Below are 20,812 nucleotides of genomic sequence, written 5' to 3' on the forward strand. Positions count from 1 at the left end.
TGAGGGACAGGAGGGGGGAGAACACCGCCAAGATGTGATACCGCCGCTGCCGTGTCAATGGGAAGACGGCACCGGCGTATGGGATAGATAGCAGGGACACACAGGTATGGCACAAGAACGCGCCATACCGCATCATGCACATCGTCGTGCATGATATTCAGAAAGGACAAGTCTTGATCACAAGGAAAAGCGTGCCCACAGCTGCGAAAATCGTCGCGGCTTTGGTATCGGGCGTCGTGGCGCTGTCGGTGATTAGCCCGGCTTCGGCAGACGAAGCCGAGGGCGTCATCGCCCGGGATGCCGTGAGTATGACGACATCATCGTCCGAACATTCACAGGATTCGGGTTGGTACTGGAATCTCAAAGACAGCACTGCGAGCAAACCGAATTGGAGTATCTCAGCCAAGAATGCGCAACAGCCGAAGATCGATCTGACGAATGTGCGTTCAGACGATTCCGGCAGCACAATCGTGGTGAACGATCAGAAGAGCTACCAAAGCATCACAGGCATGGGGACGTCTGTCGACGGCTCCACCGTGGGCAATTGGTGGAAGATGGACGAGGCGCACCGGCGCAGTTTCATCAAGACGATGCTGGATCCGGTGAACGGCGTGGGGCTCAACTCCTTCCGCTTGACCATCGGTACCTCTGATTTCACCGATAAGAACTTCTACACCTATTACGATGCACCCAATGCCTCGCTGAACGGCGCGGCTCCCAACTGGGACGGCGACGGCACGAACGGTTTCAGCATCCAGCAGGACCGCGACGAACATATCATCGACTTTGCCCATGCCATTCAGCAGCAGGCGGCGGAATTGGGGGTCGATGTCAGCTTTTTCGCCTCTCCCTGGACGGCACCGGGATGGATGAAGACCCCGACCGTATCAAGCCAGTCTTATCCTGACAACTCATTGCTGTTGAAAGGCGGTGATTTCAACAGCGCCTACACCAACGACTACGCCAAATATCTCGTCAGATACGTGGAGGAATACAGCAAGGAGGGAATCCCCATCTCCGCACTCACATTGCAGAACGAACCGCTGCTGGAAATCAACTATCCAAGCAACCACATGACCGGTACGCAAGAGGTCAAACTTGCCACTGCGATTAAGTCCGAGCTGACGCGAAGCACGGTGTTGAACGCGTCGCAGCGTGATGTGAAGGTGTGGGCGTACGACCATAATTTTGACGGTGCAGACGCTTTTGTCGCGGAGATGAAGCAATATCCGGAGGATTGGAAGAACGTTGATGGCCTCGCCTTCCACCCCTATGGCGGGGTGCCAGCGACGATGGGGGCTTTGGCGGCAAGCGAGGCAGATAAAAGCATCCACCTGACCGAACGTTCCTGGTGGGGAACCACCGGCTCGAACTGGATGGTGGATTGGTTCCGCAATGGTTCGCAAAGCTACAACAGTTGGGTCTCGATGCTCGACAGTCAAGGCAAAACCCATCATTGGGTAGGGACTCCGGATCCGACTCCCTTCATACAGAACGCCGCTGACGCCAATGACGTGGTAGCCACTCCCGAGGTGTATCTCACGTCGCAATTCTCCCGTTATGTCAGGCCAGGTGATGTGCGTATCGACAGTACGAACGGCAGCGCGGCGACACTCACGAACGTGGCATTCAAGAATCCCAGGACCGGTGTGGTGACGATGGTCGTCGTTAATCAATCCGATAAGGAGCAAAGCTTTACCGCGGTGAACAACGGGGCTCAATTCGTGTCGCAGGTACCGGCGAAACAGGTTGCCACCTACCAGTGGAGCCCGATCGACGGCAGCAGACTGAAAGACATCACCTCTGACATCTCCCTTGCGGACGCCAACCTCAGCGGCGGTGGTGAGAAGAGCGACAACGGTATCACCGGACTGGACGAATCCAGTTCGGTCGAGTATCTGGTGAATGTGCGTTCTGCAGGAACGTACAAGGTCCGATACAAGGTCAAGGCCTCTCGCGAGGATGCACAGGACGTTCCGATCAGCATAGCCAATGCCGGAGGCTTACTGGGTACGGCCCATTATTCCGCTGCGAATGCTGAGGCTTCCACTACGCAGACCTTCATCACTCTGAATAAGGGGATTCAATCGTTGAAACTCGCCTTCCCCAAGGGCGGCGTCGATTTTCTGGGAATCTCATTTGAGGTGGCCCCCGATGCTCAGCCGGTTCCGGGCCAACTGGGAACAGGCAACTATGCCGATCGCAGCGGTATCGCCGTGGTTTCCGACAACGCCCAGGCCTTGCGGAAAGGTGCCTATCTCGATTACGTGGTCGACGTGACTCGTGGCGGCAAACAGAAGGTTTCCGTCGAAGGCGCATCAGACGGCACGGGCGCCGAAGATGGCGGCATCGATCTCTATACGGTCGATGCCGAGGGCGGGCAGACGCCGGTAGGCTTGCGCATTGCGTATGGCAAGAATGCCGAAGTGGAGCTTGCTGCCGGACGGCAAACGATAAGGGTCAGGCTCTCCAACAGCGGCGACGAATTCGGGGGTCTGCTTTTCGGGAACGCCGTATCCGTCTCGCAGCCTGTACTGCGTGAATCCTCATTGAAGGGTGCCGTAGTCGAGGTCGCGCTGCTTCAGGGCGCGTGGTCCCATGATTTGGATACCGCGCAATGGCGGTTGACCGGCGCTCCGAGTGGAGTCGAATACACCGTTGCACGAGTGGACGATATGCATGCGCAGCTGACATTCACCACCGAAGCCGATGTGGACTTCGACAGTAATATCACCGCATACTTGAACGTGTCCTCCAGTCAATACGACGGCACTCCGGACGATGTGCTGCGAGCTCCCATTACCTTCACGGCGATTGATGACCCGGAGACGCTTTCGGCACCCGCTGCCGTGGCGTACCGTGCCGGGGAAACGCGCATAACCATTGATGGCGGTACCTTCAATTCCGCAGCCACCAAGCAGGGTGCAGGCACCCTAAGCGGTGAAATCGCCAAGTACGTCTCCATAGCTTCCGTCGAGGTGAGCGACCCGCATACGTTGATCGTGAAGCTTCAATGGTCCGAGCAGGCCATGTACGGCGATTTGCAGGGCGATTTCACTCTTGCCGCAGCGGCGTACGACGATAGCGACGGAGGTGGCCCCCTTCAGGTTGCGTTGAGATTCACGGGTAGCGATGAGAAACCCTCGGCAATCGCCCTGGGCAACTCCGAAATATCGCTGGGTACGGAGCAGAACAAGCCCTACCGGGGGTCCGCGAGCCTCAGCGATGGGGCGACCAGAGGCGACTATCAGGATTACTACCTCGATGTTCCCCAGGAAGGCGACTACGTGGTCACCTTCAGCATGTGGGATAACGGACAGGTACCGAATGCCTTCAAAATGAGCGGTGGCATGGGACTGGCAATCGATAATCTCGCAAGCATCTCGATTCCGAATCTCTACAATGGTTTTGGCGATTACAAACTCGGTTTGCACCTTGCCAAAGGCCAGCAGACACTGCGCTTCGAGTTGAACGCCGAGGGCGCAAGCATGTGGAATCTGAGAATCAAGCCTTCCTCCGTCAGCCAGATTGCAGGCGGGTCCAATTCCAGCACGATAACTCCTGAGGACGTGGATCACGCCTCAACAGACAAGGTCTGGGGTATCCAAGGCTCGAATCCCAGCAATATCGGGTGGGGCGAGGTCGGCTCCTATCAGGATTATGAGATCAATGTGGATGAAGGAGGAGTGTATGACATCGCCATGGAGGCCGCCAGCGGTGGTGACGGTGCCATTGCGCATCTCCAGGTGCTCGATGGAGGGACGGTCGGTCAAAGCGGGGAACTCACGATACCCAATACGGGTTGGGATGGGTATGGTGTGCAGAAACTCCGTCTTACGTTGAACCCCGGCAGGCATACCCTGCGAGTTACGACGCAAGGGACCGGCATCAACTATCGCAGCCTCGTTTTCACACTCGCTCAGACACTTGAGACCATACCCGTCTCCGACAAAGCCGTGGCACTCGGCGAGGATAAGTCCTACGACCATCAAGGCAGTCTGGAACATGGTCCGGTGAAGGGGAATTACCAGGCCTTCTATCTGGACGTGGCCAACGAGGGGGACTACACCTTGGATTACGGTTTCTGGTCGAATGGCAAATCGGTGCCCGAAGCCATAACCATCTCCGGTTCCGCAATGTCGGACACCCCGGTGAGCTTTCCGGCCACCGGAGCTCCGGCGACCACGGGTGCGCGTAAGACTCTGGTGCATCTCAAGGAGGGAAAGCAAACCCTGCGCGTCTCCTTGGACGCCGAAAACGTGAGCGTCTGGAAACTGAATCTGCAGCCGGTCGCCGTACATGACATCGGCAAGGTTCAAGGGTCTGCGGGCCAGGTTCGTCTGCAGCCGGGTGATGCGATCGGCGGTTCGAACGACAAGGGGTGGGGCATCCGCGACGCGTCAGGCGACGCATCCATCGCCTGGGGTGACAAGGATTCCTATCAGGAGTACCGTGTGGATGCCGCGAGTGCCGGCCGCTATCAGTTCAGCGCCAAAGCCTCCACGGCGACATCGGGAGCTGCGTTGACGCTCAGTGACGTCGCCGCCGACGGCTCGGTTACGGAGCTCACGCGGGTGACCGTGCCGAATTATGGTGATGCCTCATACTCGACGACAGCCCTCGCTTCCTTCGAGTTGGGTAAAGGCGTGCATACCCTGCGCGTATCGTCAACCGTTCCTTCGTTGAACTCCAAGTATGTGAATCTGACGCTTCTCAGCGACGCCGAACCCACACCGGAACCACCCAAGGTCGATACCGCTGCACTGCAGGCGTTGATACAGCAGGCTGAACAGTTGCAGGCTCCTGAGGGAAAGCGGTATACCGAAGCGAGCAAACAGGCTTTGGATGCGGCTATTGCCGCCGGTAAATCCACACTGGGCAATAAGGACGCCACGCAGGTCGAAGTGGACGCTGCCGCCGATTCGCTGCGCAGCGCCATCGACGACATGCTTCTGGAGGATATACCCGGTGGCAACGATGGTGGTAACGGCGGTGACAACGGTGGCAACGGTGGCAACGGTGGCGGTGCTGCGAAGCCGAATGACGGCAGCGGTACGGACAACGGCAGTCAGCATAACAACGACGGCAAAACCCCTCAGAAGTCGAAGGAATCTGGCGCAGCCGGAAAGCACTCAGGCTGGCTGGCCAAAACCGGAGCGGGAATCGCTCCTGTGGTGATTGCGCTCATGCTGGCGGTCGGGGCAAGCGGAGCGTTGCTGAAGGCGCGAGGAAAGTCCGGGCGCCGCTAGGTCGATACCGCCGGGATGAGCGCCAATGAATTCGCTCATCCCGGCGGCATTGCCGCAGCGGCATCGTTAGCAAACCATCTTCAATGATGCAGATGAATACTGAGATTGGAATACGCATGATGAATACACTTGGAAGGCGTCGGGCGAAACAACGGATTACCGTGGCACTAGCAGCGGTGGTCGTCGGCGCGACATCAATTGGTCTAAGCACGGCAGCTGCCAATACGCTGGTCGGCATGGCAGCACCGGTAGCCCAGCAGTCCCAGATTGCTTCGGCGGCGGTTGCACCGAATGGGGAGCGCGTCAAGGCTCTCCTCAACGGCATGTCGTTGGAGGACAAAGTCGGGCAGATGATGCAGCCGGATACCCGGAGCATCACGCCGGAACAAGCTGCCCAGTACCATATCGGTTCGATTCTCAGTGGTGGCGGAGCCGCTCCGTCCACCGGGAATACCGCCCAGGACTGGGCTCAGCGTGCCGATGCCTATCAGAAGGCCATTATCGAAGACTACGGAGTGCCGTTGCTGTACGGCGTCGATGCGGTGCATGGGAACAATAATGTGCTTGATGCAACGATTTTCCCGCACAATGTGAATCTCGGACAGACCGGCGATGCTGATCTCGTTCGAGAAATCGGAGCGATAACCGCTCAGGAGGTCCGTGCGACGGGTGCGAACTGGGCCTTCACTCCGACTCTGGGAATCCCCAAGAACGAACGGTGGGGTCGAAGCTACGAGACCTACGGTGAGAATGCCGAGCTGGTCTCCAAGCTTGGCTCAGCCTACATTGAAGGGTCGCAACGAGGTGCGAAAGGTACCGGATCCTTGTCCGACCAGGGGAGCGTCATGGCGACCGCCAAGCATTTCATAGGCGAGGGCATTACCGCCAACGGCAAGAACCAGGGGGATGTGCCGCTGGACTATAACAGTGCGGAGTTTCAGAGAATACTGCACAGTGAGCTGCTTGTCCCCTATCGCTCGGCAGTGCAGGATGCGGTGGCTTCCGTGATGGTCTCGTATAACAGCATCGGTGGCGTGAAATGCCATGGCAATGCCGCATTGCTCACAGGAGTGTTGAAGAACGAGCTCGGATTCACCGGAATCGTGGTCACCGACTACAACGGTGTCGACCAGATAGAGGGTAGTCTCAGCTACGCTCAGAAGGTCGCGGCATCGGTGAACGCCGGCGTGGATATGCTGATGGTCGATGGGAGCCAAGGTACTCAACCAAAATGGGTGGCTGCGCGTGAAGCCATAATCGATGGGGTCAACAACGGTGACATTCCCATCGAACGAGTCAATGATGCGGCAACGCGTATTCTCAACGCCAAAGAGAGCATGGGGTTGCTGCAGCACCCTGAGTCAGCCTACTCGAACCAGGCTTTGCTGGCGCAGTTCGGCAGCCAGGACCATCGTGCCGTGGCACGCAAAGCGGTTGCCGAATCGCTCACCCTGCTGAAAAATTCGACGACGCAACAGGGTGCCTCCACGCTGATGGCCGACCTGCCCTCCATGAAGAACATCGTGGTTGCGGGTTCCTCGGCGGATGACATCGGTATGCAGAGCGGCGGGTGGACGATTAGTTGGCAGGGATCGCCGGGGAACATCACTGCCGGTACGACCATCTATCAGGGATTGCAGCGTGCGGCGGCAGAACAGGGCAACACTGTTGACCTGGCAAAAGACGGGATATTCCAGAGCGATGACTACGAAGCGGCAATAGTGGTCGCGGGGGAGACTCCATACGCGGAATACGCGGGTGACAGGGAAGCAAATCAGCTGACACTTCAACAAGAGGATGCGAACACCATTGCGACCATCCGCCAGCAGCATCCGAATCTGCCGATTGTGCTGGTGCTCACCAGCGGCCGCGCATTGACCATCACGCCCCAGCTGGCACAGGTGGATGCGCTGGTGATGGCGGGACTGCCTGGTTCTGAGGGCGAAGGGGTGGCTGATATCCTGCTGTCGTCCAAGGATTTTCAGGGGCATCTCACCACGACCTGGCCAAAGGATTCGCAGGACATCCCCGTCAAATTCACCGACGCATCCAAGGTGCTCTTCCCGTATGGCTACGGTTTGAGCAAGACCTCGCGTTCTGAATAAGCGGCCGAGCATATAGGCATCCGCCAGGCCCTGCTTCGCCGAATATTCGCCTGAAGCGGGGCCTGGCGGATATGTGCATACTTGCGGTACGCAGAACATGCTTTGAACACTCGGACCAGATGCTTCCACACGCCCTCAGGAGGCTTCGGCGGATAGGTCGTACACGGTCACTACATCCACGGTGGTTGCGGTGTAGTGTTCGGCGACCCAGGAGGATATCTCGGAAGCGGAGCCCGAACCTCCCATCTGCGTGCCTCCTCCGGACGAGCTGGCGATGTAGTAATGAATCAGTCCTTGCTGCACATATTCCTTGAACTGTTTGAGAGTGGGTGCCGGGTCCGAGCCATTGAAACCGCCGATGGCCATGACCGCTTTCTGCGAAGCCAACTGATAGCTGGCCGCGTTCTGCGAACCGGTGGTTGCGGCTGCCCATCGATACGAGCTTGACGACTGCTCCAGCATCGAGACGATTTTGGAACTTGCAGAGCTGCCGCCCATACCCATGCCGCCCATTGAGCCGCCGCCCTTCTTGTAGCCGGAGTTGAGCACGGCGATGAAGTCGGCCGCGATGGGGTTGTCCCTGCGCAGCGAGCGATCCACTTCGTCAATCTCGATGCTGATGCCGTTGCTCAATACGAGCCATTCGTTGTTTATCCACAGTTCGTATCCATCGGGTACCGTGATGCCGCCCGCATACGTATCGAACTCGGTGTAATCCGCCGGCGTCCACAGCACGACGACGCTGTAATCGGGCAGACGGTACAGGTATCGTGTGTTGGAACGGTACTCAATGGCGGGCATGAACCGCTTTGTCGTTGTTCTGGTGAACTGCTCATGGTCGAACTCGATTTGCTCCACGCCATCGGTAAAGCACCACTGGTTCATGCCCTTGTCGGGGATATGTTCCTCTTGGCCGAGGCGCATGAGCCGTTGCACCGTGGGCGCGTAATCCTCCGTGCTTTGGCTCTTGGATGGCGTTGTGATGCTGGTCATTGGTGGTCCTTTCACTCCCGACTGTTTTCCTGACGCCTGGAATGGCGGCACAACGGAAAGCGGAGAGTCACACCGCGTGTGGGCGAGAACACGGGGAGCGAAGCCCAAGGGGATACGCTGTTTGATCCCCGTGGGCGAAAGCGAGGCGTGAGCGAGAACGCTTCCGGTTTGACTCGTAGCGGGTTGTGCCAGAGTGGAAGGTGGCAGGAAAACCCAATCGTTCAACCATCATGATAACGTCCGGTTTTTTGCGCAAATTGGTGGGTGCTTTTTGAGGTGGTGGAGCATGGCTTGTCACCTGTGTACGATTTCAGTCGCCAGACCATTAACCGCTCTAGAAAAGCAGGCGACAGAACCATGCCCGATACAATCATACAAGTCAACCAAGCCATGTTCGAGACCCAATTGGATCGCATGGTCACCCAGAAGGTCACCGAGATCCGTGGGCCGGATGCTGGACGCTTCAGGCCGACGAGATCACCGGTGCCGCACGCTACGAGCGCTCCGGTGGCAGGAAGGCGTATCGTGCCGGTCATTACGAGCGTGAACTGACACTCAAGGCCGGAAAGATGGCGGTGAGGGTGCCCAAGCTCAAGGGGGCGGTCTTCGAGTCGGCGGTTATCGAACGCTACCGTCGCCGCGAGGAGTCGGTCGAGGAAGCGCTGATCGACATGTATCTGGCGGGTGTCTCCACCCGTCGGGTCGACGACATCAGCCAGGCCCTGTGGGGTGAAAGGATGCCGTCCCAGACCCTGTCGGATCAGTTGAAGAAGGTGTATGCGCAGATCGACCAGTGGCGTGAGCGCCCGCTATCCCAGCCCTACCCGTACGTGTTCATGGACGGGGTCTGGCATAAACGCTCATGGGGTGGTGCCGTGGAGAACGTCAGTGTGCTCGTGGCGATCGGCATTGGTATGGATGGGCATCGGGAGGTGATCGGGGTGGCCGAGGGCATGAAGGAAGACACGCAATCCTGGCGTTCCTTCGTTTCCTCGCTCATCTCGCGTGGGCTTATCGGCGTACGCATGGTGACCGGAGACCGGTGCGCCGGTCTTGTCTCGACGGTCGGCGAGCTCCTGCCCGAAGCGCGCTACCAACGCTGTATGGTGCACTTCATGCGCAACGTGCTCGCCAAGGTCAGTCCCAGGCACACCCGGTGGGCCGCCGACGCGCTGAAAGCGATCTTCGCCATGGAATCACGCGGATCGGCGTTGACCAAGGCCGGGCAGGTCGCCTCCGAGTTGGAGGAGAGGAAACTCAGAGAGGCCGCCAAGTGCCTGCGTGAGGGCATCGATGAAACGACCACGTACCTGATGGAAAGCTATCCGGTCGAGCATCGCAGGCGCATCCGCACCAACAACATGATCGAACGGCTGAACCGGGAGATCCGCAGGAGAACCCGCGTGGTCGGCAGCTTCCCCGACGGCAGGAGCGCCTTGATGCTCATCAGCGCCAGAATCAGATACGTCACCGCCAACGACTGGTCGGCCCGACGCTACCTGGACATGTCCCGACTTCACGACACCATACAGGAAGCGAGTTGAACATCGTGCCATGACAGGCAGAAACAATTTGCGCAAGATTCCGGGCACTACCCGCCGACAGGTTCTCACTTAATGAGGAACCATTATTGGACGTGGTGATCACGTCATGCACCGCAGCGGTGGAACCCACCTTCATCGACGCCGGCGACGACTGCTTCGTGCAAACCGACAGATTATAAGCCACCGGAGGCTCGTCGCTGGACAACACGATCACGATGATGCCAGGAGACTTCGCGGCCTCACGGGCGACCAGCCCATTGATCGTGGTCACACCGTCGGAGAATGGAGTGGTCGTCTGATAGCCGACACCCTCATACGAGTAGGTCTTCCCCTGGGTGACCGCATTCCATGCAGACGCCCACTGAGATGTATTAAATCCACCGGTACTGCCGGTATAGACACCATCGGTGGAAACCGCGCCGACACTGACCAGACGACATCCCGCATCCGTGCTGCCATCGTGCTTCGCGGCATAACGGGACTGGCATTCACTCACCGCACTCGACAACGCCGTGTTCGCTGATGCATCCGCAGGATGCGTGGCATCGTTGTACGAAGTCAGACCCATGCTCGCCAACGCAACGTCCACGTTGGCCAGCGTGGGAGCGCCAAAGCTGTCGCGATAGGCGAAACTGATCTGACCGTCACCGCCCGAGCCTGTGCCGCCGCCACCTGATCCGCCGCCGCCATCGGCGTAGGCCAGTGGTGAAACGAGCGTGGAAAGCGCCGCGATCACAGCAGCAGCTACGGTCGCACCCTTCTTCCAATTCCTCATATTCTTCCCTTATCATGAAGGGGCAGCCCCTTATGGGTTGCCCTAACAGGCCTCTGCTATCGCGTTCATCCGGCAAAAGAGATCCGCGGTAACGGGGGCACAATTGGTGTTCGTCGTGCGTGCGGACATGTCATGGCGTGGATAGGTCATCGTCAGTCGGCAGGCCCAACCGTTGCAGTGCCTGGATGCCGGTGATGCCGGTGTTCAACAGTTTGGCCAGGGTGACCGCGAGACCGTCGGGGGTGGCGTTCTCCTCGTCCCTGCGCAGCAAGGCGAGCACGTGCTTGCATTTCCAGGTGTGCGTGTGGGCGTGGTCGGATGGGTGGCGGGCCTTGATCGTGAGGTTGAGTTCATGGCCGCGTCTGAGCCAGTTGCGGAAACTCGCGTCCCAGTCGGCACTGACCTGTGCCGAGGAGAGACATCGGTCACGGAATTTCGCATATTCGCCATCGCAGTCCAAGCCAAGCGTGGTGGCGAGAGTCTGGTGCGTATCATCGGGCCGCCAATCGCCGATCCCGCTCATCGTGGGTCGGAGACGGCGGTGGGGGAGTCTCTCACTCGGGTTATTGGTCGGGTTATGTGGTTCGTGCGCACCGTGTTGCATGTCTACGGGGTTGTGATTGCATCCCTGGACAGCGCTTTCTGCATCCCTGCGGACATCCACGGGTGCAGGATCTGCACCCGTAACGGTCGTGCTATCCACTGTGTGTCTCGTGACTTGCAGGTTCAGGTCCCATACCGTGGGGCGATGGTTGCCGAGCAGGTATGAGGCGAGCTGCTAGTCGCCGTGGTGTATCGCTCCCAACCGTTCCAGCAGACGCAGCTTGTACTGCACCGTGCGGCGTGACACCTCGGCGATCCGGGACAGTGTCGCCAGACTGGGGTAGGCGCCGGTGCCGTCGGGATTGGCGTAATCACCCAAGGCGATCAGGATGACCTTCGCGGTCGCATCCTTGCCCGTGGGCGCATCGTTCAACGCCCACAGCATGCTGCGCAGACTCATGAGCGTCGCCGGCGATGGATCCGCGTGGTGCTGCGCACCTCGGTGAGCCGTTCGTCCAGATGCTCGATGCTGTCCGTGGACACTCGATACTGGCGTGAGGGCTGGCATACGCGCAGCACGCCCTCCCTGCCGAGCTTGAGGATCTGGCGACGATCCATGCCCAGCATGGTCGATGCCTCACTCAGATTCACCCACTTCGGCACGAACCCGCCACCGCTACTCATGATCGCCCTCTCCGCGCAGACGCGTATCCGTGACCTGAACGCTCGCCTCTTCCCCTGTCGTATCGGGGCTTACCAGGGTCTTGATGTCGACGTGGAAGGCTCGCGCCAGCATCTCCAGCTCATGTACATCGAACGGTGACGTGGAGGGGAACCGCAGGCGGCGTATCAAAGTCACCCGAGGGATCCCCGTCAGTTGCGAGGCGCGCAGCATGGAAGTGCCCGACCGGATGATGACCGCCGCGACATGATGCGCGACGAGTGTCGCGAAACTTGAACTGTCCATGAAAGACATTTTAATGCCCAAACAGGCAGTATGTCAATATCGCAAGTGCCCATAAAGTGCTTGATAATGACTGTTCAGTGTTATAGAGTGTCCATATGGACATGAACGAAGCTACAGCGAAGACCATAGCATCCGAACGATCGGCGGCGGGGCTGACGATCAAACGCCTCGCGGAACGCTCGGGCGTTCCCGAACGCACCCTGATCCGCATCCTCAAGAACGAGCGTGACATCAAGGTCATCCAACTCGCCCAACTCGCCGAGGTGTTCGGCGTCTACCCCCACGAACTCATCCAATCCGCCGAAGCGTTCATCGAACGCGACCAGCGGGGACCCGTCACCCTGGGGGAGCCGCGGCCCAGCGAACTTTCCGAAGCGGACAAAACAGCATACGTGCTCAACAAGATAGGCAACCATGATGTCAGGCTCGCGGCATCGCACGACCCGAACAAATGGGCTGAGGCGGCAGGCGGCGATGGACGATAACAGGCGCATCCTCCCCGATTTCCTGCACCGGGCATACACGCAGATCATCAACGACACCGAGCACCTCGGTGTGAGTGTCGTCAACACGCTGCTTCCCGGGAATCTCACCGGAATATACGATGAAGCAACGAAGCTCATCCTCATCGACCAGCGGCTCATCAGTGCCCAGCAACGCTGCACCCTGGCGCACGAACTCGTGCACTGGGAGCACGCCGACGAAACCTGTTCGGGAACCCTAGGTTCGAAGATCGAGCGTCATGCCCGCATGGAAACCGCATCCAAACTCATACGACCGTGCGAATACGCCCTCGCCGAGAACGAATACGACGGTGACGCCTACGCCATCGCCTGCGAGCTGGACGTCACCGTGCAGGTCATCGAGGACTTCCGTACCTACCTGGCAATGAGCCAAGACATGGCGGGCCAACGGCAAAACACACTGTACCGAATCTGAACCCGCTCATGCAGCACACATGAGAGTTGAGGGGAGGATCGAGTCCGTCCCCGTGTTTATTTGAGTTTTTCAGCTTGCCTCATAACAGCGGTGAGCCGTATCGTCAGTTGCTCGTTCTGCTGCTTGAGTTCCTGTATGCGTTGATCGTTATCCCGTATACGGGAACGCAGCGACTCGACTGTATCCTCACCGGGAATGAGCGAGCCTATCTGCTGCGCGAGGTCCCTTGACCCCGACTGGACACTGTGCTGATAACGCATAGCTGTCTGTGGATCCGAATGACCGGCCGCATCCATGATCTCACGCACCGTCGCACCCTGCTGGGCCAGCAATGTTAACGCCGTATGACGCAGATCGTGGAAACGAAGATCCTTGCGTCCCGCCTGGATTCGGGCCTTGTCGTACCAGCCCCTGAGTGTATTGGGGTGCAGCGGGGCCGAATGGTCATTGACGCCGGGGAAAATAAAAGCGCCGGTTTCGGGACCGGTAAGGTCGAGTAGCGTCTCCATCATTGGTTTCAATTGTGGAGGTATGTTCTCGTCACGTTCACTGTGCTCGGTTTTGGTGCTGCCGATCAGTTCCGGTCCAATGGTCTTGCGGCTCGAGCGAATGTGAAGCACCATATGGTCCAGATCGATGCTGCTTCTGGTGAGCGCGCAGATCTCACCGATACGAGGGCCGTTGCAGAACACGGCGATGTACACCGCTGCACGGTACCGTTCGGGCATGGCCTCGTATATCATGCGTACCTGTGCGATCGTGGCGGGCACCGTCTCGGTGTTGCGTCGCTGCGATGGCGTCATGATGGTGCAGGGATTCCTGGGAATCATTGGGCTTTCCCCATCGGGCCCGGGACTGCTGGCGGATGCCAACACGCTCTTGAGCACTTTGAGCGCATTGATGCACATGCTGCGCTGCGAATGATCCAACCCGTCCCACCACCGATCCACATCACGGCTCGTGATCTCGGCCAAGCGTCGTTTGCCGAAAAACGGGAGGATATGGTTCGTCGCGTCCTTGCGTATCCTGTAGACCGTGCCTGCCTGGAGTTGGTCGCCCGACCGGGTGCGTCGCAGACCCAGCCATTGTTCAAAGTATTGGGCGAAGGTCAACGAGCGGCGCTGCTGCTCCCGAAGGATCTCCCTTTCAGGCTGCCATGAATGGGCGTCGATACGAAGTTTGGCATCCCTGAGCCACACCAGCGCACCGGCCTCGTCATCAATGTCGAAGCTCGCATACTGGCGCTCCCTTAATCCAGGCCACTTGTCGAACGCCCAGAAGGGCGTCAGATAACTCGCCTCTATCCACGCGCTCGTCCGATTGCTCTTATGCCGAAGCGTACCGAATCTCCGAGTCATAAAATCTCCCTGTATCCGTTAACCATGCTGCTTTTACCACATGAATTACCACGCCAAACAGGAAATAACAAGCGAAAACACGCCACTGCACGTCAAGATAGACCAACAGGGAAACCCTGGAAATACAATGGGAAAACACTGGAATGGCAACAAAAAAGGCCGGTCACAGTGGACCGACCTTTAAACAACCGTGGAGCTAGCCGGATTCGAACCGGCGACCCTCTGCTTGCAAAGCAGATGCGCTACCAGCTGCGCCATAGCCCCGAAACAGTAAGCGATGCTGCGATATAACCGCGCCATCGTGCTGCGTGGGCCCGGGAGGACTTGAACCTCCGACCTCATCCTTATCAGGGATGCGCTCTAACCAGCTGAGCTACGGGCCCGCACCATACATCGCGAGATGTACGAGTATGCACAATACCCGACGTGAGCGACATACGCAATGCGGCAGCCTAGTCGGAGTTCATGCGGTGTCACGGTCCGTCATGGTGCCTTTCCGATCGTCTGCGGACGCACGTACGGAGGCTAGTCGAGGAGCACGGTATCAAGGAGACGCGGGGAAAGCCGCCAGGAATAATGGATAACGGATAACGACGACGGGAGGCCCTCATGACATCGAGGGCTTACGAGAGAATCGGCATCCACGAAGTTCAATCGGCGAACAGTTACAGTGTCGCAGGAGGCGTCCCATGTCCGATGTCACGTCCACCCACGAGAACGCTCGCTCCGACGACGTTCAGTTCCATGAGTCTTCGGATGGCTCGGTCCAGCTGGCAGTGCGGACCGACAGTGACACGGTGTGGCTGACGCGCCAGCAATGGCGGCGTTGTTCGGTCGCGACGTGAAGACGATGGGCAAACATATTGCGAATGCGCGTCGGGAAGAACTGAATGCAGTCCCAACTGTCGCAAAATTTGCGACAGTTCAACATGAGGGTGATCGGCTTGTGACGCGTCAGGTCGAGCATGACGACCTCGATATGATTGTGTCTGTTGGTTACCGTGTCAAATCCTCGGAGGGTGTGCGTTTCTGCCAATGGTCTAATCAGGTACTTCGCCAGTATGTGATGAAGGGTGCGGCACTGAACGAGCAGCGACTGCAACACATCAGTCAGGTGCCGGGCCAAGGCCGACGAGCGGAGATCGAGGCAGTCCCTGAAGGCCTTGCGCGAATTACGATGATACGGCGGACCGGTTCACTCTCTGTCGGAACCGAGGTTTTATACTCGGCTTGTGCTCACGTGCTGAGCATATTGGGGTATGCCGGGGGAGAAGAGGAATATGGACGAGAACCGTCGTCATTGTGCGCATTGCGGGAGTGAGATCGAGCAAGGGCAGGCGTTCTGCACGAATTGCGGGCAGCAGGTAGAGCCGGGAGTTGAACAGAGGGCTACGCTGGACGGAAAGCAGAAGGCCGAACAAAAGATAGACGAGGAGCCCACGGCGGCACCGACTCTGACGGACTGGGAACAGACCACGGTGATGCCGATGTGTCCGAGCCCGACTGAGTCCAATCAGACGGCCTCTGCCCCTGTCCCGGTACCTGCCTCGGCGCCGACGGCGTTCGCTCCGGCAGGCGTGAGCCAGGTGAGTCCGGCCCGCAGCACGTCAAGGCTGTCGCTGCTCATCGGCATCGGCGTCATCGTGGCGTGTGTGGCCATATATGCGGCGTGCACCGCGTGGCAATACGCGGATTATCGTCAACTGACGCAGCAGACGATGAGCAGGCAGGCCGAGCTGCAAGGGGCGCTCGAGCGGGCGTCGAAGACGCTGAACGACGTTGATCAGGATACGGTTGCCGATAATACGGCGGTTGATGTGCTGCGAGCCAGCGTGCGTTCGGTGAAGACCGTTGGGGTGAGCCCGCGGCCGGTCGCGCACCCTCTGCTGATCTGGGAGCTTGTTCCCGCCAATCGCGACATGCGCACCTATCTGGGGAGCAGTCGGTCGGCGGTCACCGACCTGCATGCGGGTACGACGAAACTACGCGAGGCCGAGGAAGCCGGGGAGCGCAGTACGGCGCAGCAGAATCTGCAGACGGAGATCGACGACGCCAAGCAGGCGTTGGACTCCGCGAAGACGGCCGGCGTCCCCGACGCGACGATTAGTCCGTTGTCAGCGACAGTCGAGCGAGCCGATGCCATGAGCGGTGCGGCGCATACGGCGACAGTGGAGGCATATCGCGGCATGACGAGTCGTCTCAAGGACGCGACCGACACCCTGAACGGTGCGGTCACGCGGTTCGATCGACACCATTGCTCCTCGTTCGCCGGCATCTTCGACCTGTTCCAAGGCGATGCCGAGTTGACGTTGGGTGGGGATTGCAGCGTCACCCTCGGTTCGCACGATCCGTCCTCGCCCAAGGATTCCCACGAATACGAGGCGGGGTCGTTCCGCCAGAACGCCAATGGTTCCAGCACATGGCAGGCCGACGGCAACACGTACACCTATTCACCCAAAGGCGTGCACGACAGTGCACTGGATTCCTTCATGAATGATGTCTCGCAGAGCGACGACAACGCCGCAGGTTCGTTGGATGATCTGACCAATAGCCACGCGAAGCTAGATGAACAGGATGCGTCGGGGTCGTCCATGTTGTTCCTGGGGCGATAGTGGCTCACTTGGTCCACCAACGCTGACTGAACGTTGACCAACTGGCGGCCGCCCGCCACCGGAACCTCCGTGGTGCGCTTTGTGTAGTCTTTTGTGCGCAGACCGTCGGTGCCCGGCTCGTCGCGGTGCTGTGGATTGGCGGTATAGGCCATTTCTGGTTTTCCGTTTCTCCTGGGCCGGTCAAAAGTACTACACAAAGTGAACGGTCCGTCCGAATCGGGCTTACGTAACGGGTGAATGGGGATTCGGACCGCTGGAAATGCGCCGTCACGGCGTGGGGGCCGCCGAGCGGCCGTCCACGCCCGGTGTCAATGCCGTCGAGCAGGGCTTCGGCATTCGGAACCGCTTGGCGGGAAGTGGTTGCGACGCCGTATGCGGCTCACATTGCTTTACGTGACCCTACGTAACCCTACGTAACCCGGTCGTGAGAGGTCGTTGGCGGCATCGCCAACGCAAATGGGCGGCTCAATGAGCCGCCCATTTTCATGGTGGGCCCGGGAGGACTTGAACCTCCGACCTCATCCTTATCAGGGATGCGCTCTAACCAGCTGAGCTACGGGCCCGCACAACATGCACCATAAGTGCACAACAAGATAGGGTACGCGCTCCCATGGATTAGTCAACCGAAGAGTTGCGTGTCGCCGCCGTGGAGCCATTGCCGGTGTATTCATGAGCTGATTGCGGGTTGTGGCAGGCCCGGGGAATGGGTTCCGGTCAGCGGGTGGCGTGATAATACGGGGCATGCCACGCCACGCGAACCGTCTGCCCGCCGCACCCACTGCACCGGCGACGGCTTCCGTGCCGGCTGAGCGATGGAAGACGGCTGAGCGACGGAAGACGGTCGAGCGACAGATGATGGTCGACGGGCGTCTGGTCCGTGTGCGGCGCAAGCGGATCAAGAACCTGTACCTACGCATCAGCGCCGAGGATGCGAGCATCGTGGTGTCCGCACCGATGCGCACCAGCGAGGCCGCCATCGCGGCGTTCGCCCGTGCACATCACGAGTGGATCGACCGGCAGGAACACCGCATCCGCACGCAGGACCGCGAAGCGCTGCAATGGACGCCGGAACTGCGATCCCGTGCGGCCGGCACCCTTAATGCCGCCCTGCCCGAGTTGCTCGAGCGGTGGAGGCCGATCGTGGGGAAGGGCCCCAGTCGCATCACGATTCGCACCATGACCACTCGCTGGGGTTCGTGTACTCCGCGCACCAGGCGGATACGCCTCAACCTGCAGCTGGGATTGATGGATCGACGTCTGCTGGAGTACGTGTTTGTCCACGAGCTGACCCATCTGTGGTCGGCGGGCCACGGTGCCGATTTCCAGCGGCATATGGACCGGTATCTGCCGCAATGGCGGTCCCTGCGCAGGGAGCTCAACCGTGAGCGCGTACGCCGGTGACGACACGGCGATACGCCGGCCGCGAAGCGACGCAAGGACCTTCCCGGGACTTACCATGAGGGCGTAGGAACGGGCGGCCTCGGGCAGCGTGACGGTCGTCCCGACAGTGGAAGGAAGTCGTCATGGCTGATGGCATGAAGCATACGAACGATAGCGGCAGCAACGATAGCGGTAGCAACAACAGCAGCGGCAATGCCAGCGCGACCAACAGCAACGGCAATGGCATCAACGCCAGCAACAACACGGCGAAGCGTGCGGTGGTGACGGGGGGCGTCCAGCGGCATCGGCGCCGCGACAGTGCGCGAACTGGCCGCGGCCGGCTGGACGGTGGTCGCACTCGCGCGGCGCGAGGACCGGCTACGGGAGCTGACGGAGAGTGTGGGCGCGGCGGGCAGTTACGTCGTCTGCGATCTGACTGATGAGGCGTCCACGCAGCGTGCGGTCGAGGAGATTCTGCGCGGCGGCGCGGTGAAGGCGCTGGTCAATTGCGCCGGCGGCGCGATAGGCAAGGATCCGGTCGCCGAAGCATCCTTGGATGATTGGCGTGCGATGTACGAGCTCAATGTGCTCGGGACCTTACGCATCACGCAGAAGCTGCTGTCGACTCTGAAGCAGGCGCCTGACGGCGGCACCGTGCTCATCGTGTCGTCCACCGCGGGCATCGAGCCCTACGAGGGCGGCGCGGGGTACTGCGCCTCGAAGTCCGCCGAACGCATCATGGCGCGGGTCCTGCGGCTCGAGCAGATAGGCGAGCCGTTGCGCGTCATCGACATCGCACCTGGGTTGGTCAAGACCGAGGAGTTCTCGGTGAAGCGTTTCGGCGGCGACAGCTCCCGGGCTGCCGCAGTGTACGAGGGCGTGCCCGACCCGTTGCGCGCCGAGGACATCGCGCAGGCTGCCCGGTGGGCGCTCGACCAGCCCGACCGGATCGACGTCGATTCCATCGTGGTGCGGCCGCGGGCCGAAGGCTCGTATACGAAGCTGTACCGCGAGACGAGGTAGGGTGGTGCGAAATCACGGCACCGATGACCCTCAGGCGTCCGGCAGCACACCCTCGCTGCTTTCGCGCAGCAGGACGGTGACCGGCAGTTCCGTCGACATCGCGGGTGCGTCCGGGGTGTCGACCCGTTTGACCAGTGTGGCCACGGCCGCACGCCCGAGTTCGAGCATCGGCTGCTTGACAGTGGTCAGGCGTGGGTTGCTGGTATCGGTTTCGGTGATGCCATCGAAGCCGGTGACGATGACGCGGTCCGGCACTGCGATGCCGGCGCGGCGCAATGCCGTGAGCGCGCCGAGTGCCATCTGATCGTTGGCGCAAATGAGGGCCTCGGGCAGCTGATCCTGTTCGACCAGCGTCGAGGTGATGTCGAAGGCCGTGCGTTGCGAGAACTGGCCGCGATAGATCGGCGCGGCGGCAGGATTCAAACCACGGAGCGTCAGCGCCTCGCAGAAGCCTCGTAGCGTTTGGCGCTGTCGGGGGAGTCGTCCGGGCCGGTCATGTAGCGATTCGGGCAACGTGGTGCGCGTCGAGGAGATGTCCCACCAAGCGCTCATCCCTTTGCGGTTGCTCACCCGCACGAGGTCGAACTCCCCTTCGTGGGCGGTGGGGGAGCTGGCGATCATGACCAGGGGCCGCCGGCGGTGCAGCGCTTCGAGCATGTGGTCGGGTATGCTGCGGGCCAGCACGATGATGCCGTCCACCTTGCCGCTCACATCGTTGACGACGTGGGAGATGTCCGCATCGGAATGCCCCATGCCCAGGCTCACGACGAGGGAGAGCCCCTGACGCCATGCCTCCAGCTCGCAGCCGCGCAGCACGGTGTCGAAGTACAGCGAATCGTATCGGGCGACGACGTGGTGGGTCGGGCGGTCGATGACCATGTTCGCCTCATCGACCGTGGCCAGCTCGAAGTCCGACAGGGAATCCAGTTCGTCGATGGTCGGCAGGAACAGCGCGATGCTGTTCGTGCGCCGTGCGGCCAGGCTCTGCGCGCTGCCGCTGGGGACGTAGCCGAGCCGGTCGATGGCTGTGCGAATGGCCTGGCGGGTGGTGGCTCTGACCGCATTCGGGGTGCGCAATGAGCGAGACACCGTGGCGATGGATACCCCCGCCTCTCGCGCGACGTCATAGACGGTCGGCTTCTTGTCCACTGCGACTCCTTGCACCGCTTTCATTCATTCCTTGCATCCTATCAGCACGGATCGGTGAAACGCCCAAAATCTGACAGCGCTCTCATTGGGCGTGTCGTCATGTGGACATGATGGATAGGCTTGATATATAAGGGAAACGATGAGTGGATGACAGGGAGTGAACAGAGGTTGCCAA

Annotated in this window: 16 protein-coding genes, 3 tRNA genes and 1 pseudogene; 9 read left to right on the forward strand and 11 right to left on the reverse strand. The window is 59.9% G+C overall.

The genetic code is table 11. The annotated features are described in order from the left end of the window. The first annotated feature begins 134 nt into the window (after positions 1-134). Both BMON_RS09205 and BMON_RS03465 read left to right on the forward strand, forming a co-directional pair. On the forward strand, positions 135-5,249 hold the full coding sequence (locus BMON_RS09205) for a carbohydrate-binding protein (RefSeq protein ID WP_081882845.1): 5,115 nt from the start codon (positions 135-137) through the stop codon (positions 5,247-5,249). A gap of 92 nt (positions 5,250-5,341) precedes the next feature. Next, positions 5,342-7,354, forward strand: a complete 2,013-nt coding sequence (locus BMON_RS03465; protein ID WP_161786351.1) for a glycoside hydrolase family 3 protein — start codon at positions 5,342-5,344, stop codon at positions 7,352-7,354. A gap of 135 nt (positions 7,355-7,489) precedes the next feature. On the opposite strand, the gene BMON_RS09860 is transcribed toward BMON_RS03465, so the two are convergent. Next, the gene (locus tag BMON_RS09860; RefSeq protein ID WP_033513612.1) at positions 7,490-8,347 is read right to left on the reverse strand and encodes a mannosyltransferase YkcB-related protein; all 858 of its coding nucleotides are present in this window, start codon (positions 8,345-8,347) and stop codon (positions 7,490-7,492) included. Positions 8,348-8,704: 357 nt separating this feature from the next. Here BMON_RS09860 and BMON_RS03475 point away from each other — a divergent pair. Further along, positions 8,705-9,891, forward strand: a pseudogene (locus tag BMON_RS03475) (IS256 family transposase). On the opposite strand, the gene BMON_RS09865 reads toward BMON_RS03475, so the two are convergent. From BMON_RS09865 to BMON_RS09870, 5 genes are all read right to left on the reverse strand, one after another. Beyond that, complete coding sequence (locus BMON_RS09865) at positions 9,815-10,666, reverse strand: hypothetical protein (protein ID WP_156098616.1); 852 nt, start codon at positions 10,664-10,666, stop codon at positions 9,815-9,817. The pseudogene BMON_RS03475 and the gene BMON_RS09865 sit on opposite strands and share 77 nt — an antisense overlap. Before the next feature lie 130 nt (positions 10,667-10,796). After that, positions 10,797-11,189 carry a hypothetical protein gene (locus tag BMON_RS09210; RefSeq protein ID WP_051917856.1) on the reverse strand — a complete coding sequence of 131 codons (393 nt, stop codon included), beginning with the start codon at positions 11,187-11,189 and terminating at the stop codon, positions 10,797-10,799. A gap of 255 nt (positions 11,190-11,444) precedes the next feature. Further along, entirely contained in the window at positions 11,445-11,669 is a 225-nt protein-coding gene (locus tag BMON_RS03480) for a helix-turn-helix domain-containing protein (RefSeq protein ID WP_051917857.1), read from the reverse strand. Continuing rightward, positions 11,666-11,893, reverse strand: a complete 228-nt coding sequence (locus BMON_RS10105; protein ID WP_033513743.1) for a MerR family transcriptional regulator — start codon at positions 11,891-11,893, stop codon at positions 11,666-11,668. Before BMON_RS10105 ends, BMON_RS03480 begins: the two co-directional genes overlap by 4 nt. After that, positions 11,886-12,176, reverse strand: coding sequence for a hypothetical protein (locus BMON_RS09870; protein WP_033513745.1), 291 nt, complete (start codon positions 12,174-12,176; stop codon positions 11,886-11,888). The genes BMON_RS10105 and BMON_RS09870 overlap by 8 nt, the downstream gene beginning before the upstream one ends. A gap of 101 nt (positions 12,177-12,277) precedes the next feature. Here BMON_RS09870 and BMON_RS09215 point away from each other — a divergent pair, with 101 nt between their 5' ends. After that, the gene (locus BMON_RS09215; protein WP_051917858.1) at positions 12,278-12,661 is read left to right on the forward strand and encodes a helix-turn-helix transcriptional regulator; all 384 of its coding nucleotides are present in this window, start codon (positions 12,278-12,280) and stop codon (positions 12,659-12,661) included. Beyond that, complete coding sequence (locus BMON_RS03500; protein ID WP_081882849.1) at positions 12,651-13,115, forward strand: ImmA/IrrE family metallo-endopeptidase; 465 nt, start codon at positions 12,651-12,653, stop codon at positions 13,113-13,115. The genes BMON_RS09215 and BMON_RS03500 overlap by 11 nt, the downstream gene beginning before the upstream one ends. 56 nt (positions 13,116-13,171) lie before the next feature. Here BMON_RS03500 and BMON_RS03505 read toward each other — a convergent pair whose 3' ends face one another. The 3 genes from BMON_RS03505 to BMON_RS03515 all read right to left on the reverse strand — a co-directional run bounded on the left by BMON_RS03505 (position 13,172) and on the right by BMON_RS03515 (position 14,856). Then, on the reverse strand, positions 13,172-14,473 hold the full coding sequence (locus BMON_RS03505) for a tyrosine-type recombinase/integrase (protein WP_033513746.1): 1,302 nt from the start codon (positions 14,471-14,473) through the stop codon (positions 13,172-13,174). A 191-nt stretch (positions 14,474-14,664) separates the two neighbouring features. Next, positions 14,665-14,737 (reverse strand) — tRNA-Ala (locus tag BMON_RS03510). 45 nt (positions 14,738-14,782) lie between these two features. Beyond that, positions 14,783-14,856 (reverse strand) — tRNA-Ile (locus tag BMON_RS03515). A 434-nt stretch (positions 14,857-15,290) separates the two neighbouring features. Here BMON_RS03515 and rhuM point away from each other — a divergent pair. Continuing rightward, positions 15,291-15,794: a RhuM family protein gene (gene rhuM, locus BMON_RS09515; RefSeq protein ID WP_081882850.1), complete on the forward strand. Its 504-nt coding sequence runs from the start codon at positions 15,291-15,293 to the stop codon at positions 15,792-15,794. 256 nt (positions 15,795-16,050) lie between these two features. Next, positions 16,051-17,085, forward strand: a complete 1,035-nt coding sequence (locus BMON_RS03520; RefSeq protein WP_033513774.1) for a hypothetical protein — start codon at positions 16,051-16,053, stop codon at positions 17,083-17,085. 486 nt (positions 17,086-17,571) lie between these two features. Here BMON_RS03520 and BMON_RS03525 read toward each other — a convergent pair. After that, a tRNA-Ile gene (locus tag BMON_RS03525) sits at positions 17,572-17,648 on the reverse strand. A 178-nt stretch (positions 17,649-17,826) separates the two neighbouring features. Between BMON_RS03525 and BMON_RS03530 the strand changes: the two genes are divergently transcribed. Both BMON_RS03530 and BMON_RS03535 read left to right on the forward strand, forming a co-directional pair. Continuing rightward, positions 17,827-18,486: a SprT-like domain-containing protein gene (locus BMON_RS03530; protein WP_033512980.1), complete on the forward strand. Its 660-nt coding sequence runs from the start codon at positions 17,827-17,829 to the stop codon at positions 18,484-18,486. A 297-nt stretch (positions 18,487-18,783) separates the two neighbouring features. Continuing rightward, positions 18,784-19,488 (forward strand): SDR family oxidoreductase, encoded by a 705-nt coding sequence (locus BMON_RS03535; RefSeq protein ID WP_237745313.1) that lies wholly within the window; start codon positions 18,784-18,786, stop codon positions 19,486-19,488. A 30-nt stretch (positions 19,489-19,518) separates the two neighbouring features. Here the strand turns inward: BMON_RS03535 and BMON_RS03540 are convergent, their stop codons facing one another. Then, on the reverse strand, positions 19,519-20,661 hold the full coding sequence (locus BMON_RS03540) for a LacI family DNA-binding transcriptional regulator (RefSeq protein ID WP_081882852.1): 1,143 nt from the start codon (positions 20,659-20,661) through the stop codon (positions 19,519-19,521). Between the last annotated feature and the right edge of the window lie 151 nt (positions 20,662-20,812).

Origin of the sequence: Bifidobacterium mongoliense DSM 21395 (assembly GCF_000741285.1) — a bacterium.
Lineage (GTDB): Bacteria > Actinomycetota > Actinomycetes > Actinomycetales > Bifidobacteriaceae > Bifidobacterium > Bifidobacterium mongoliense.